At 73.3% G+C, this 13876-nt stretch carries 12 protein-coding genes; 5 read left to right on the top strand and 7 right to left on the bottom strand.

Annotated features, from left to right (window positions below; genetic code table 11):
• Positions 1–120: 120 nt before the first annotated feature.
• Positions 121–1008, bottom strand: a complete 888-nt coding sequence (locus tag ACZ5CW_RS19405; RefSeq protein ID WP_468602826.1) for an SDR family NAD(P)-dependent oxidoreductase — start codon at positions 1006–1008, stop codon at positions 121–123.
• Positions 1009–1079: 71 nt separating this feature from the next.
• Between ACZ5CW_RS19405 and ACZ5CW_RS19400 the strand changes: the two genes are divergently transcribed.
• Positions 1080–2015 (top strand): LysR family transcriptional regulator, encoded by a 936-nt coding sequence (locus tag ACZ5CW_RS19400; protein WP_468602824.1) that lies wholly within the window; start codon positions 1080–1082, stop codon positions 2013–2015.
• Between the two features lie 187 nt (positions 2016–2202).
• On the opposite strand, the gene ACZ5CW_RS19395 is transcribed toward ACZ5CW_RS19400, so the two are convergent.
• Both ACZ5CW_RS19395 and pdxR read right to left on the bottom strand, forming a co-directional pair.
• Positions 2203–2556 (bottom strand): hypothetical protein, encoded by a 354-nt coding sequence (locus ACZ5CW_RS19395; protein ID WP_468602822.1) that lies wholly within the window; start codon positions 2554–2556, stop codon positions 2203–2205.
• Between the two features lie 301 nt (positions 2557–2857).
• Complete coding sequence (gene pdxR, locus ACZ5CW_RS19390; RefSeq protein WP_468602820.1) at positions 2858–4273, bottom strand: MocR-like pyridoxine biosynthesis transcription factor PdxR; 1416 nt, start codon at positions 4271–4273, stop codon at positions 2858–2860.
• Between the two features lie 84 nt (positions 4274–4357).
• On the opposite strand from pdxR, the gene ACZ5CW_RS19385 reads away from it, so the two are divergent.
• Positions 4358–5113, top strand: coding sequence for a metallophosphoesterase (locus ACZ5CW_RS19385; protein ID WP_468602818.1), 756 nt, complete (start codon positions 4358–4360; stop codon positions 5111–5113).
• 124 nt (positions 5114–5237) lie between these two features.
• Here the strand turns inward: ACZ5CW_RS19385 and ACZ5CW_RS19380 are convergent, their stop codons facing one another.
• Positions 5238–6158 carry a pyridoxamine 5'-phosphate oxidase family protein gene (locus tag ACZ5CW_RS19380; RefSeq protein WP_468602816.1) on the bottom strand — a complete coding sequence of 307 codons (921 nt, stop codon included), beginning with the start codon at positions 6156–6158 and terminating at the stop codon, positions 5238–5240.
• Positions 6159–6580: 422 nt separating this feature from the next.
• Between ACZ5CW_RS19380 and ACZ5CW_RS19375 the strand changes: the two genes are divergently transcribed.
• The 3 genes from ACZ5CW_RS19375 to ACZ5CW_RS19365 all read left to right on the top strand — a co-directional run bounded on the left by ACZ5CW_RS19375 (position 6581) and on the right by ACZ5CW_RS19365 (position 11016).
• Positions 6581–8056, top strand: coding sequence for a bifunctional aminoglycoside phosphotransferase/ATP-binding protein (locus ACZ5CW_RS19375; protein WP_468602971.1), 1476 nt, complete (start codon positions 6581–6583; stop codon positions 8054–8056).
• A 74-nt stretch (positions 8057–8130) separates the two neighbouring features.
• Positions 8131–9159: an alcohol dehydrogenase catalytic domain-containing protein gene (locus ACZ5CW_RS19370; protein WP_468602814.1), complete on the top strand. Its 1029-nt coding sequence runs from the start codon at positions 8131–8133 to the stop codon at positions 9157–9159.
• 972 nt (positions 9160–10131) lie between these two features.
• Positions 10132–11016, top strand: coding sequence for a universal stress protein (locus ACZ5CW_RS19365; protein ID WP_468602812.1), 885 nt, complete (start codon positions 10132–10134; stop codon positions 11014–11016).
• Between the two features lie 33 nt (positions 11017–11049).
• Here the strand turns inward: ACZ5CW_RS19365 and ACZ5CW_RS19360 are convergent, their stop codons facing one another.
• The 3 genes from ACZ5CW_RS19360 to ACZ5CW_RS19350 all read right to left on the bottom strand — a co-directional run bounded on the left by ACZ5CW_RS19360 (position 11050) and on the right by ACZ5CW_RS19350 (position 13830).
• Positions 11050–12039, bottom strand: a complete 990-nt coding sequence (locus ACZ5CW_RS19360; protein WP_468602810.1) for an Acg family FMN-binding oxidoreductase — start codon at positions 12037–12039, stop codon at positions 11050–11052.
• A gap of 30 nt (positions 12040–12069) precedes the next feature.
• On the bottom strand, positions 12070–12969 hold the full coding sequence (locus tag ACZ5CW_RS19355) for a universal stress protein (protein WP_468602808.1): 900 nt from the start codon (positions 12967–12969) through the stop codon (positions 12070–12072).
• A 204-nt stretch (positions 12970–13173) separates the two neighbouring features.
• Complete coding sequence (locus ACZ5CW_RS19350; RefSeq protein WP_468602806.1) at positions 13174–13830, bottom strand: CBS domain-containing protein; 657 nt, start codon at positions 13828–13830, stop codon at positions 13174–13176.
• Between the last annotated feature and the right edge of the window lie 46 nt (positions 13831–13876).

Here is a 13876-nt window from a genome sequence, read left to right as displayed (position 1 = left end):
CCCTCCGCCTCCCCGCCGACCCCTGGCACCCCCCCCCCCCCCCCCCCCCCCCCCCCCCCCCCCCCCCCCCCCCCCCGGCCGCCTCCACTCCTCGTGCGGCAGTGGCACGGGTGACGGCGTTCAGGGTGTGAGCAGCCGGTCCTGTTCCACCAGGGGCGCACCGTCGTGCCAGTTCAAGGCCTTGCCGAAGCGGACCAGCTCGCCGTAGAGCGCGGGATCGGAGCGCTCGGCGAAGATCAGGTCGAGTACGGCTGCTGCGGCCTGGGCCGGCGACTGGGCGTGGCTGAAGTCGCTGAACCAGGGGCGCGAGGTGGCGGTGTCGACCATGCCGGGGCACACGGCCGCGATCAGCGTGCCGGTGGCGAGGTCGCGGTCCCGGCGCTCGGCGGCGACCGCGCGGACGGCGGCGACCTGAGCCACCTTCGAGGGCACGTTCAGCCAGAGCGGCCAGCCCGCCTCCTGCGCGGTCCTGTGGTGGATGGCGCCGCGCCAGGACTCGACGGCGTACTCGACCTGGTCGAGACTCGCGCCGTCGAACAAGTGGTGCAGCCGCGCGTCGAGGTGGCCGAGGGTGCCGAGGCTGCTGGCCACGACGAGCAGCCGGCCGCCCGGGCGAAGGACCGGACCGAAGGAGCGCAGGATCGCGTGCGTGGCGGTGTTGGAGACATCGATGAACTCGTCGGCCCGCTCCGCCTGGGACTCCTCCGGCAGCAGGCGGGCGACCGCGTTGGAGACGACGACGTCGACTCCGCCGTAGCGGGCCCGGAGGTCCGCGGCGAGGCGGGCGATGGCGTCGGTGTCCGTGACGTCCAGGACCCGGCCCTCGACCCGTGCCCGGGTCGAGGGCAGCCGGGTGACCTCGCGGGCGGCGTCGGACACGCGCTGGTGACTGCGGCCGGTGAGCAGGACCAGGTCGTCCGGATCCATGCGGGCCGCCAGGCCTTCCGCGAGCGCGCGGCCGAGTCCTTGGTTGGCGCCCGTGACGAGGGCGATGCGTGAGGCGTTCATGCATGCCACGTTAGAAACGGCACTTCCATGAGTCCAACGAAAGTTCCGCACGGCTAGTATGCGTAATCGTCATGGACTTCACCGATGTGTCGCTGACCGCGCTGCGCGTCCTGCGCGCCGTGGCCGAACAGGGAACCTTCACCGCGGCCGCCGCCTCGCTGGGCTACACCCAGTCGGCGGTGTCCCGGCAGATCGCCGCGATCGAACGGGCCGCCGGCGCGGAGCTGCTGGAGCGGCGGCGCGAGGGCGTACGGCTCACCCCGGCCGGCCGCGTCGTCATGCGCGGCGCGACGATCGTGCTCGACGAGATCGACACGACGGCCAGGGAGTTGTCCGGTCTGCCCGGGCAGGCCGGGACGGTCCGCCTGGGGTGGTTCCCCAGCGCCGGCGCCGTCCTGATCCCCCGCGCCCTGGCCGCGCTGCGCCGCACCGACCCCGGCCTCCACGTGGTCGGCCGGGAGGGCAGCAGCACTCCGGCGCTGGTGCGCGCCCTGCGGGCCGGCAGCCTCGACCTGGCCGTGCTCGCGTCGGGACCGCCGTTCCGGCCGCCGGACGCCGAGTCGCCCCCGCTCGCGCTGCGGACGCTCACCGAACGCGCGCTGTGTCTGGCCGTGCCCGCCGCCCACCCGCTGGCCCGCGGCGACTTCGTCGACGTGGCCGACCTGCGCGGGCAGCGCTGGATCGCGGGTTCCACCTCGGGCGAGGACCGGCTGATGGGTGTATGGCCGGGCCTGGACGAGCGGCCCGAGATCGCCCACACCGCCCGCGACTGGCTCGCCAAGCTCCAACTCGTCGCCGCAGGCTGCGGGCTGACCACCGTGCCCGCCGCCCTCGCCTCCGCCGCGCCACCGGGTGTCCGCGTCCTCCCCGTCCGCGGCGGACCCCAGGAACAGCGACGCCTGCTCCTGGCGCGCCTTCCCCAGCCGCCGACCGAGGCGGTCACCCGCGTGGCGAACGCCCTCCGCACCGCGGCCCTCGACGTCGACGCACCCGCTCCGCCCCCGTGACGCGGTGGTGGCCGGCAGGGGAAGGGACGCCGTCGCAATCGCGTCACCCTGTCTGTCATCCCGTCAAATGGCCGAAGAGCTGTGGACGGTTGCGGCGCGGGTGTGTTCCGTCTGGTCCGATTGGGCGGAGGGCGGACGCTGTGGAGCGAGTACCGGTCGGGGGCGCGCGTCATTTCGCTGGGCAGGCTCAACGCGGTGGTCCGGGACCGCTTTCGGGATGCCCGTGGGCGTACGGCCATGCTGGAGCGCGCGCCTGCTGCACGCGGCGGCGCTGACTGCGCAGGCCGCGCTGGTACGGATGGACGGCGCCCGCAGGCAGCTCGCCACCGCGCGGGAGGTGTACGGCGCGGCCTGCCGGATCGCGGCCGAGATCGAGCTGCGGGTGGCGAGCGGAGACGGGACCGCGGACCCGGGGCTCGTACTGGCGCTCGTACGGCTGTCGTGCCTTCTGGAACACCACTACGACGAGGTGTCGCAGCTGCAACGGTTCGCCGGTGCGCAGGCGCTCGGCCGCTACGCCGATGACCTGGCGCCGTGGCACGAACGCCGCCTCCGGCCCGTGGGCCGCACGCCGCTGCGGTCCTCGCCCGGCCGGGCCGCACTCCCGTACGGCGCTCGCTCGTCGCGGACTCTCGTGGGCCACCGGCTGTGCGAGAGCGACGAATGGCTCAACGGCATCGTCATCGGCCCCGAGAGCGAAGGCGACTTCCAGCACGGCGATCCCTGCCTGGACCCGCCCGCCTTCGACCCGCTCTGCGCCAGCCGCGAGTCGTTCCATCCGCTGAAGGCGGGCACGACCGGCTACGCGCAGGCAGTGAGCGCCGGCCTGGCCGGCATCCTCTTCACCGGCCGGGCGCCCTTGCGGACTGCTCCAGGAGCGCCCTCGACAGAGCGTCGAGGGCGGGCCGGTAGGCGTGTTCGGGCGGTGCGGCGAAGCCGACGAGCAGACCTTCGGGGCGCCCACGGGGATCGCAGTGGAGTCCGGACAGGCCCCGCAGGGCTATTCCCTGCCGGGCGCACTCGGAAAGGACCTCCTCCTCCGGCGGCCAGTCGGCGGGGAGGGTCACAAGGGTGTGCAGCCCGGCGGGCACCCCGTGGGCAGCCAGTCCCGCGATGCCGGCCAGGCGGGCCAGGAGCAGTTCCCGGCGCCTGCGGTAGCGCAGCCGGGTGGCGCGCACGTGACGGTCGTAGGCGTGGGTGGTGATCAGAGCGGCGAGGACGAGCTGGGACAGGCCCTCGGTGTACAGGTCGGCCTCCTCCTTGGCTTCCACCACCGGCCGCACCAGCTGGGGCGGCAGCGCCATCCAGGCCAGACGCAGGGCGGGGCCGAGGGTCTTGGAGGCGGTGCCGCAGTAGACGGTCCGGTCGGGAGCGATGCCCTGGAGGGCACCGACGGGTTGGCGGTCGTAGCGGTACTCGCCGTCGTAGTCGTCCTCGATGACCAGCCCGCCGGCCGAACGCGCCCACGCGCTGACGGCCTGACGCCGGGCGGGATGGAGAGGCACACCGGTCGGATACTGGTGGGCGGGGGTGAGCAGCACGGCGTCGACATCGTGCGCGAGTGCGTCCACGCAGGCGCCGCGGGCGTCGACGGGCACGGCCGGGGTGGCGAGCCCGGCGCGCTGCACGACCGCGCGGAAGACGTCGTGGCTGGGATCCTCGACGGCCACCCGCCGCGCGCCTGCCCGGGCCAGCACCCCGCTGAGCAGGCGGAGGCCCTGGTAGTAGCCGGACGTGATGACGATGCGGTCGGCCGTCGTGACCACGCCGCGGGTGCGCCCCAGGTAGTCGGCCACCGCGGCACGCAGTTCGATCCGGCCCTGCGGATCCCCGGCGCCGAGAACCACCGAGCGGGGACCGGCGACCACCCGGCGAGTCGCCGCGAGCCAGGCCCGGGCGGGGAAGGCACCGACATCGGGAAGCCCTGGGCGAAGGTCATGACGGGGACCCGCCGGTGCCGGTGCCGCCGATGGCGGTGGCACGGCTTCCGGTGGTACGTCGGCCACGGTGGTGCCCGACCCGGGCCGGGTGGTCAGGTATCCCTCCTCGACCAGCTGGTCGTAGGCGGCGGTCACCGTGCCACGCGACAGCCCGAGTTCGACGGCCAGCCCCCTGGTGGAGGGCAGGAGCGTCCCGGCGGCCAGGCGACCCTGACGGATCGCCTCGCGCAGCGCCGACTCCAGGCCGCAGCGGCGGCCCCCCGAGGCGACGGGATCGATGTGCAGGTCGACGCGCGAACCGGCCCAGGATTTCGGCATGGAACTGGATCTTATGCCGGGTCCGGTGCCTGCCTAGCCTCACCTACAAGTGATCGACACACCACGGCGACAGGACGTACCACGATGATCGTGATCGCCCATCTCAGCGACACTCACATCGACACCGAGGCGCGCAGCGGCGAACGCACCCGGGCCGTCATGGACTACCTGGAGGACCTGCCCCACGACCTCGACGCGATCGTGGTCACCGGAGATGTCACCGACCACGGCCTGCCGGCGGAGTACGAGCGGGCCCGCCGACTCTTCGACTCCCGGCACCCGGTGATGTTCTGCCCCGGCAACCACGACCGGCGCGAGGCCTTCCGCACCCACCTGCTGGCGCAGGAAGGCTCCACGGCACCCATCAACCAGGTGCACCGGAGCGCCGACGCGCTGATCGCCCTGTGCGACTCGTCCGTGCCCGGCAAGGACGAGGGCTTCCTTGCCGACGAGACCCTGGCGTGGCTGGAGGACGTGCTGGCCGGGACCTCGGACCGGACGCCCGTACTGATCGGCTTCCACCACCCGCCGGCGCAGTTGCACGTTCCGTTCATCGACGGCATCCGCCAGTTCGGTGCGGAGCGGCTCGCCGCCCTCGCCGACCGCCACCCCAACGTGGCGGCATTCCTGTGCGGCCACGCCCACACGGCGGCGTCGACCGTCTTCGCCGGACGCCCGCTGCTGGTGGCCCCCGGAGTCGTCTCCACCCTCCGTCTGCCCTGGGAACACCGGGCCTCCCCTCAGGACCACGTCCACCTGGACCATCCGCCCGCGCTCGCCTTCCACGTCCTCGACGACACCGGGCGGTTGACCACACACTTCCGCCACGTCCCCGCCTGAGCGTGACGGCCGCACCGGCGCCCGGACCTCGACCTGTGCGCGCTCGCGTACCGCCTCGCGCAGAGCCTCGTCGAGGCATGGCCGTGCCACCGCCGGCAAGGTGGGGGAGGGAGCCGTGCGCCGCCTACCGGTCGGCCGGAGTGATCCGGCGGCCCGTGAGGCTCGTGGGCCGGAGCGACACCCACATCTCGCGCTCACCGCCCGCCCACGGCACCGTGTGCGCCGATCGGACGAGCCTGCGCACGGCCTCGGGATCCGTCACCACACTTGCCACGCCGACGGCGAGCACGCTCCAGCCCCGGCTCAGGGCGTCGTCCACGTGGTCGACCTCGAAGGCGACCTCCGTCTCGGCTGCCGCCGCCGCCACCGAGTCGGGCGCGGTCCGGAAGACGATGGCGTCGTCGACGATCTCGTAGTTGACCGGGACGACCGCCGGGCGACCGTCGGGCCCCGACACCGCGATGCGCCCCACGCCGTGCGTGGAGAGCAGCGTGCGGCACTCCTCCGGACCGAGGTCTCTGAGCTGAGGATGCAGCAGGGCACGGCCCTGGCCGGGAGGGAGATCGATGCCTCCGCCACGCAGCGCGGCGACCGTGGTGCCCAGTGCGTCGGCCAGCCTGATGAGAGTCGCCAGAGTCGGGTCGGCGGGTTTGTCCTCCAGGTACGCCAGGTAGTGGGGCGACATCCGGGCGCGGCCGGCCGCCTCTTCACGGCTGAGCCCGCGCCTGCGGCGTTCCAGGCCCACGCGCCGACCGATGTCGCCGGCACCGGCTGCCACGGTCGGCCGGGTCACGCCGGACACGCTCCCCGTCTCGCGCGCCTCGGGCTCCGCTCGGCGCACGGGCGCGGGCTCGACGTGTTCGAGGTGGTGGATGTGGGCATCGGGCCCGGGGAACACGAGCGTCACTTCGTCCGTGTCCGACCACCGCACGTCGTACGGCGGGGTTCCGTCCTCGTGGTGGAGTCCGACGATCTCTCCGTCGCGCCTGGCGGCGCCGGTCGCCGGACTTTCGATGACGAGTTGATCGCCGAGGTGCGCTCGCATGCTCGCCGCCCTCTCCTCGGAGTGGTGCTGTGTCCAACCTGCCACGCGGGCCACACCGCCGCACGGTTTCCCTGGGAGCGTGCACCGCTGAACCGGCGAGGCGTTCCCGCCCCGGGGCGGGAAGCGGCCGCGGCGCCGGCGGCGCACCCGTCTCCTCACGTGCCGGATTGCACGGCTCCGGCTCCTCCGCCACGGATCCCGTATGCGCAGCGGAAGGGACCGGGGGATCCTCGAAGGGGAGAAGCTCATCGCGCCCGGTCCGACGGCGAAGCCCGGACCATCCACGCGGTCGGAACCTGGTCGCCGCCCCTCCAGCTTCTTGCGAGACGGAGGCCGCCGCCATGCAACCAGTCGTCACCGCGGGCCTCGCCCGCGACCCAGCGGGCAGCGGGCACGACAGCGAGCCGCTCTCGCGCGCCGGGGTGTGCGAGACCCACACGGCGACGTTGTTCTTCGTCGGCGACCGGGCCTACAAGCTCAAGAAGCCGGTCGATCTGGGCTTCCTGGACCACACCACGGTCGCGGCGCGCCGGGCCGCGTGCGAGCGGGAGATCATGCTCAACCGCCGGTTCGCCCCCGACGTCTACGTGGGCCTGGGCGAGTTCCACAGCCCCGACGCGGAGCCGCCCGAACCCGTCGTGGTGATGCGCCGCATGCCGGAGGACCGCCGCCTCTCCCACCTCGTCAGGGCAGGGGCCGCGGTGGACGACGTCCTCCGCACCGTCGCCCGGCACCTGGCGGCGTGGCACGCGGCCGCTCCCCGCGGCCCGGACGTGGACGAACAGGGCACGCGCGACGCGCTCTCGGCACGATGGGAGGCGAGCTTCGCGCAGCTCCACGCGCTGGCCGCGGAGGCAGTCGTGCCGGAGTGCGTGCCGGAGACCGAGCGGCTGGTACGCCGCTATCTGGCCGGTCGCGAGCGGCTCTTCGACGCCCGTATCACGCAGGGGCGGGTGGTCGACGGCCACGGTGACCTGCTCGCCGAGGACGTCTTCTGCCTCGACGACGGTCCCCGGGTCCTGGACTGCCTGGAGTTCGACGACCGTCTCCGCCATGTCGACGGCCTCGACGACGCCGCCTTCCTCGCCATGGACCTGGAACAGCTCGGCGCCCCGGAGGCCGCGGCGTACTTCCTGGCCCGGTACGGCGAGTACTCCGCGGACCCCGCGCCCCCCTCGCTGTGGCACCACTACGTCGCCTATCGCGCCTTCGTCCGCGCCAAGGTCTCGGTGATCCAGGCCTGCCAGGGCGCACCCGGCGCGGAAGCGGCGTCACGGCGGCTTGCCTCCACGGCGCTGCGTCACCTGCGCAGCGCCGCCGTCCGGCTCACCGTCGTCGGCGGACTGCCGGGCAGCGGGAAGTCCACCCTCTCCGGAGCGCTGGCCGACAGGCTCGGGATCACCCTGCTCAGCAGCGATCGTGTCCGCAAGGAGCTGGCGGGCATCCCCGCCGAGCAGTCCGCGGCGGTCGCCTACGGCGAGGGGCTGTACACGCCCGAGTGGACGGCCAGGGCCTACGCCGCCCTGCTCGACCGCGCGGCCACCCTGCTGTCCTTCGGTGAATCCGTCGTCCTGGACGCCACCTGGTCCGAGGCCGCACAGCGTGCAGCCGCCGAACGCGTGGCCGAACGCTGCAGCGCCGACCTCGTGGCCCTGCACTGCCATGTGCCGGGCGATGTCTCGCAGGCCCGCCTCGCCCTGCGGGGCTCCGGCACCTCCGACGCCGGCCCCGACATCGCCGCCGCCATGGCCACCAGGGAACCGCCGTGGCCCGAGGCCGTCCCGGTCGACACCAGCGGCGCCCTGGAGTCCGCGGTCGCCCGGGCGCTGACCGTCGTACGCCCGTGGGGCACCGGTCAGGCCCCGGTCTTCCGCCGCCCCTACATGGAGCCGGACTGAGGTGAGGTGCGGGTGTTGCCCGAAAGCGCCGCGGGGGTGACCGTGGAGGTAGCGGGAGCAAGGGAGTGACTCCGGTGCGAGCGTTCGTCTACCACGGCCCTGCACACACCTCCTGGGACACGGTCCCGGACCCGGTGATCGAGGAGGAGACCGATGCGATCGTGCGCGTCGACGCCACGACCGTCTGCGGGAGTGATCTCCACATCCTCCGGGGCGACCTCCCTGAGGTGAAGCCGGGAACAGTTCTCGGTCACGAGGCGGTCGGCGAGATCATGGACGTCGGCCGCGAAGTCCACCACCTGGCCCCGGGTGACCAGGTGATCGTCTCGTCCGTCTCGGCCTGCGGCCAGTGCACGGCGTGCCGTGACGCCATGTACGGCCAGTGCGGCGGGGGCGGTGGATGGATCCTCGGGAGTCTCATCGACGGGACGCAGGCGGAGCTGGTGCGCGTTCCCTTCGCCGACCGCTCCACCACCCGGTGCCCCTCCGAGGTCCCCCTCGACGACGCGGTGCTGCTCGCCGAACTCCTCCCGACCGCCTACGAGGTCGGGGTGCGCAATGGCCATGTGTCTCCTGGAGACACCGTCGTCGTGGTGGGTGCCGGCCCCGTCGGTCTTGCCACGGTTGTCGTCGCGCGGCTCTACTCGCCTCGCCGGATCATCGTCGTGGATCTGGCAGGTGCCCGGCTGGAGACCGCCCTGCGAGTGGGAGCCGACGCCGCGGAATCACCAGGGGAGCTGATCGCCGAGCTGTCCGAGGGACCGGGCGCCGACGTGGTCATCGAGGCGTCGGGGGAGCCGGACGGCTTCGTGCTGTGCACCCGCGCCGTCCGCACGGGAGGGCACATCGCCAACATCGGCGCGCACGGCAGGCCGGCGACACTGCATCTCGAATCCCTGTGGCGCAAGAACGTGACGATCAGCACGGGCCAGGTGGACACATCCTCCACACCGCGGCTGCTCGAACTGATGAGGTTCCGGCGCCTGCCCGTCTCCCGGTTGGTCACCCACACCTTCGCACTCGACCGGGTGGAGGACGCGTACGAGGTGTTCGCCCAGGGCACGAGCACGGGCGCCATCAAAGTCGTGCTGCATCGCGAGTGAACCACGTGGCTCTGCCGGCGCGACGCCGTACTCGAAATGCTGCGATCGTCGGTTCGAGGGGACGGCAGGCCCCCCGCGGAGCGGTCGGACGGCGCGGCTTTCGCCAACGCGGCGGGCCCCCCAGTCGGGGAAGCCGTTCCTGCATCCGCGCGGGTAGGGCAGTGGAGCGCCGACCGGGTGGAGGGCCGACTGACCGTCACGGCTGACCAGGCCGTACCCCCTCGGTACGCCTCCCTCGGCGTGCGCCCCTGCGATCTGCTGGCCATCGCCGTCCAGGACCGGGTACTGACCGGGGGGCGTACCGCGACCCCGTGTACGAAGGGCGGCGCTCCGGGGCACTGCTGATCGTGGTCGAGTGCACAGAGCCAGGCGCCACGTGCTTCTGTGTCTCGATGGGGACCGGACCCGCCGCCGGTCCCGGATACGACCTGGTGATGACCGAAGTGGTCGACGAGGACGGGCACCGCTTCTGGATCCGCAGCGGCAGCCGGGAAGGCGCTGAGATCCTGGCCGAACTGCCCGCTCGACCCGCCGACGCCGGCACCCGGGAGACGGCTCGCGCTGACGTCACGGCCGCCGCGGACCGCATGGGACGGACCATGCCCGAGGCCGACCTGCGGGAGCTGATGGCCGGCACGTTCGACGCGCCCCGCTGGGACGACGTCGCCGGGCGGTGTCTGACCTGCCCACAGACTCGGCACCTGGTACGACGGCTCGTCCGGCTGCGTGGGGTGCGGACGTTGCATCGTGTGGTGCCCGGTCGGGATCGATGGACAGCGGGTACGGCCAGGACCCACGCCCTCGGCCTCGGCCTCGGGGAGTGCATCGCCCTGGCAGAGGACGAAACCACGGACAGTAGGGGGCCGATGGTCCTGCGGTGCGGGCCGAAGCACCCTCGCGACCGCGGACACGGTGGTGCGACGGTGAAGTCGCCCCCCCTGTGCCGCACGCCGTGGCGGCCCATGAAAGGCGGTGGGGACGATGACACTCCCTCTGGTAGTGGGCGTCGACGGGTCGGGCTGCAGTCTGCTGGCGGTCGACTGGGCCGTGGACGAGGCGGTCCGCCACGGTGTCCCGCTCAGGCTGGTGTACGCCTCACTCTGGGAGCACTATGAGCCCGGCCTCCCGTCGGTGGGCGTGGGGCGCCCCGCGGAGCAGGTGCCGGCCGAGCACATCGTGGCCTCGGCGGCCGACCGCGCCGAACGGCGCGACCCGAATGTCAAGGTCACCACCGACATCGTCCCGGAAGACCCGGTGGCCGCTCTGGTCCGCGCGGGGCACGACGCCTTCGCGCTGGTGACGGGTTCGCGTGGCCGTGGCGAGTTCAAGGGGATGCTTCTCGGGTCGGTCGGTCTGGCCGTGTCGGCCCGAGCGCACTGCCCGGTGGTCGTGGTCCGGGGCGATCGGGCGGGCCTGGCGGGTACGCATGAGCGCATCCTGCTCGGCCTGGGCGGAGCCGGCACGAGCACCGAGGCCGTCCGGTTCGCCTTCCGGGAGGCCGAGCTGCGCGGCTGTGTCCTGGACGTGGTGCACGCCTGGCGCAGGCCCGCCTACGACAGGCACGGCGACCGGGTACAGGCCGGAGGACCGGAGGACACGTACGAAGAGCGCGCCGGTGCCGTGGTCGAGGCTCTGCTCGCCGCCGCGGCCGCCGAGCACCCGCATGTCCCGACGCGCCCGGCGACACTCGAGGGACGGGCCGGCAAGGTCCTCGTGGACCGGTCGGCCGCCGCGGACCTCGTGATCATCGGGGCATCGCACAGAACGGGCCACCTCGGATTCCAGCTCGGCTCCGTGAGCCACGCACTCCTGCACCATGCCCAGTGCCCGGTCGCGGTCGTGCCCGGAGATCCGTGAGTGCTTCGAGGGCGCACAGGACGGTGATCCCGGTCAGAGGACCTCGAGCAGATCGGCCACCGGCCGCCGTGGGCTCGCGGGGCCTTCGGGGCCGTAGCCGAGCCGGATCACCATCTGGACGTGCGCCATGGCCGAGGCGGGGTCGCGGACGGCCCACCGGATCTCGGGCCACTCCAGGGGCTGGGAGGTGATCGAGGCGACGAGGCCGTCGGCGGTGGCCCGGAGCAGGACCCGTTCCAGTGCCTGACCCGCACGGAGCCAGTCCTCAGGCCCGTCGCGGGCCGTACCCAGCAGGGCGATGTCCGGGTTCTTCTCGAAGGGCGCCCAACCGCGGTCGGGCATCGGACGGCCGACGGCGAAGTCACGCACGGGCGCCGAGGCACCGCGTTGGCGAGGACCGAACGCCTCGCCAGGGATGCCGTCGGCCACGCCGGCGACACCCGACGGCTCCGTGCGCGTCCACCGCGCCGTCTCCCCGCGCACCTCCGCGTCGACCGCCTCCCTGCCTTCGGCGTCCCGCACCAGCTCAAGGATCGACTGCACGTGCCAGGCGCCCGGGAACAACAGCTGTGCGGCCTCGGCACGAGCCGCCTCGGACAGCATCTCCCTCTCCGCGGCGGGGATCGCCTCGTCGCGGAAGGGCAGGCGGCTGGAGTGACGGCGGGGGATCGCCGGGTTCAGCCGGGCGAGCGCTTCGTCGGGTGGTCCGGTGCCGCACAGATCCACTGCGGCGAGGAACTCGGGGCAGGCCGGGTCCGGCAGCAACCGGACGAGCGGGGCCAGACCCGCCGCCGCGGCGGAGACACGCAGGTTGAGCAGCGCGGCGCCGCAACCGATGTGCAGGCCTCGATGGTCCGGGTCGGTTCGCGGCAGGGCGCGCCCCAGGTCGGCGTACAGACGCAGGACACCGCTGTCCCGCAGGTAGCGGAAGGTCCAGGGTTGCGCGTTGTGCAGCGAGGGCGCAGCGGCGGCGTCCGCGACGAGCCCGGTGACGGCGTCCAGGTCAGGAATCCGTACGGTCACGGCGGTCTTCCTTCCTGCCGGTCCGGCCGCTCACCCGCGCGTCGGAACGGCGATGACGGGGCAGGCGGCGTGGTGCAGCACGCCCTGGCTCACCGAGCCCAGCAGCATGCCGGCGAAGCCTCCACGGCCCCGGGTCCCCACCACCAGGCCCAGCGCATGGGCCGACGCGTCGGTGAGCACCTTGACGGGATGCCCGGAGACCACTTCGTGACGCAGGTCCACCTCGGGGAAGCGGGCGAGGCGTCCCGCCACGACCTCGGACAGCAGGCGGCGGCACTCCTGCTGTGGCTCGTACTCGTCGAAGAGCCTCAGCGGCCCGGGCTCCCAGACGAGCAGGGCCCGCAGCTCCGCGCCGCGCAGGGCCGCCTCTTCGAACGCCACGTCGACCGCGGCGGCGGAGTGTTCGCTGCCGTCGACGCCGACGACGTAGTACGCGGGTTCCTGGGTGATGTGTTCCGGCTCCGGGACGACCACCAGGGGGCAGCGGGTGTGGGCCATGACCGGCAGGGCGACCGACGCGGAGCCGAACAGCTCCTGCTTCCGGCTCAGGCGCCGCGAGCCCAGCACGACGGCGGTGGCGTCGCGACTCTGCTCGCGCAGCACCCACACCGGGTCGCCCTCGGCGAGCAGGGCGTCCACCTCGAGCTGCGGGTGCCGGGCCGCCACGAAGTCCGTGACCTCGTCCAGTACCCGGTTGCCGGCCGTGTGCAGCGCCTCGTTCCATTCCTCCCACGACGGCGGGACCTCCCGCCTCCGGTAGCCCCTGGTGGGCACGCCCTCGATGTGGACCAGGCGCAACGGCAACCGCCGCCGGGCGGCCGCGTCGGCCGCCCAGGCCAGTGCCATCCGATGGATCGGTTCGGGATCGACGCCCACCACGATCGGCCGGCGCTCACCGGGCCGGGACACGGTCGCCTCCGGTCTGCGCATGCTGGTCCTTCTCCACCGGTGCGGGAGCCGGCATCGCCCTCGCCTCCTTATGCGGTGGCGCGCAGGGCCGCCGCCGCCGATTCCATGGAAGGCTTCGGCACCGTCGGCCTGCCAGGGGCCGTTGGTCCCCTCGGCAGGCCTGCCGGCCCCAGCGGTACGGGCCCGTGCACGCTGCACCGGAGGCGTCGGCGACGCTCCCTCCGGCTAGCGTCCCGGACCGTCATGCGCGAGGTCGAACTCCACGTCCACCACCCCTTCCACGGCCCTGATCAGGCGCGCCGTCACCGGAACGAGGGCGGTGTCGCGGACCCGGCCCACGACTGTCACGACACCATCGTGCACCTCCACCTGGACGGCTGACGACGGTGGCGGGAAGAGGTACGAGGCGATGTCGCGCCGGACCTCCTCGGCGATGTCCTCGTCCCCGCGCAGGAACACCTTGAGCAGGTCGGCGCGGCTGACGACGCCCGCCAGCAGGCCGGCGTCGTCCACCACCGGCAGCCTCTTGACCCCCTCGAGCGTCATGATGCGCGCGGCCTCGGCGACGGTGGTGCCCGCCCGGACGGTGACGGCGGGGGAGGACATCAGGTCTCCCGCGGTGAGGGCGCCGGCCTTCGCCACGTCGACGGGCTGACGCAGCTGGAGGTAGGCCGCGTCGGGGTCGTCGCGGAGTTCCTCCTTGGGCAGCAGGTCGGCCTCGGAGACGACACCCACCACCCGGCCCTCGCCCTCGATCACGGGCAGGGCGCTCACCCGCCAGTCCTGCATCAGCCGCACGATCTCCTTGAAGGGGGCCCGTCGGCCGACGGCGGCGACCGTCTGGGTCATGACATCGCTGACGATGAGCGAGGTGCCGTACATGGTGACTCCGTGAGCGCCTCGACGGGGTGTCCGGACTCCTCCAGGG

This window comes from Streptomyces sp. NPDC031379 (genome assembly GCF_055569615.1).
Note: the sequence above shows the minus strand (reverse complement) of the source record. Positions and strands in the feature narration are given on the sequence as shown.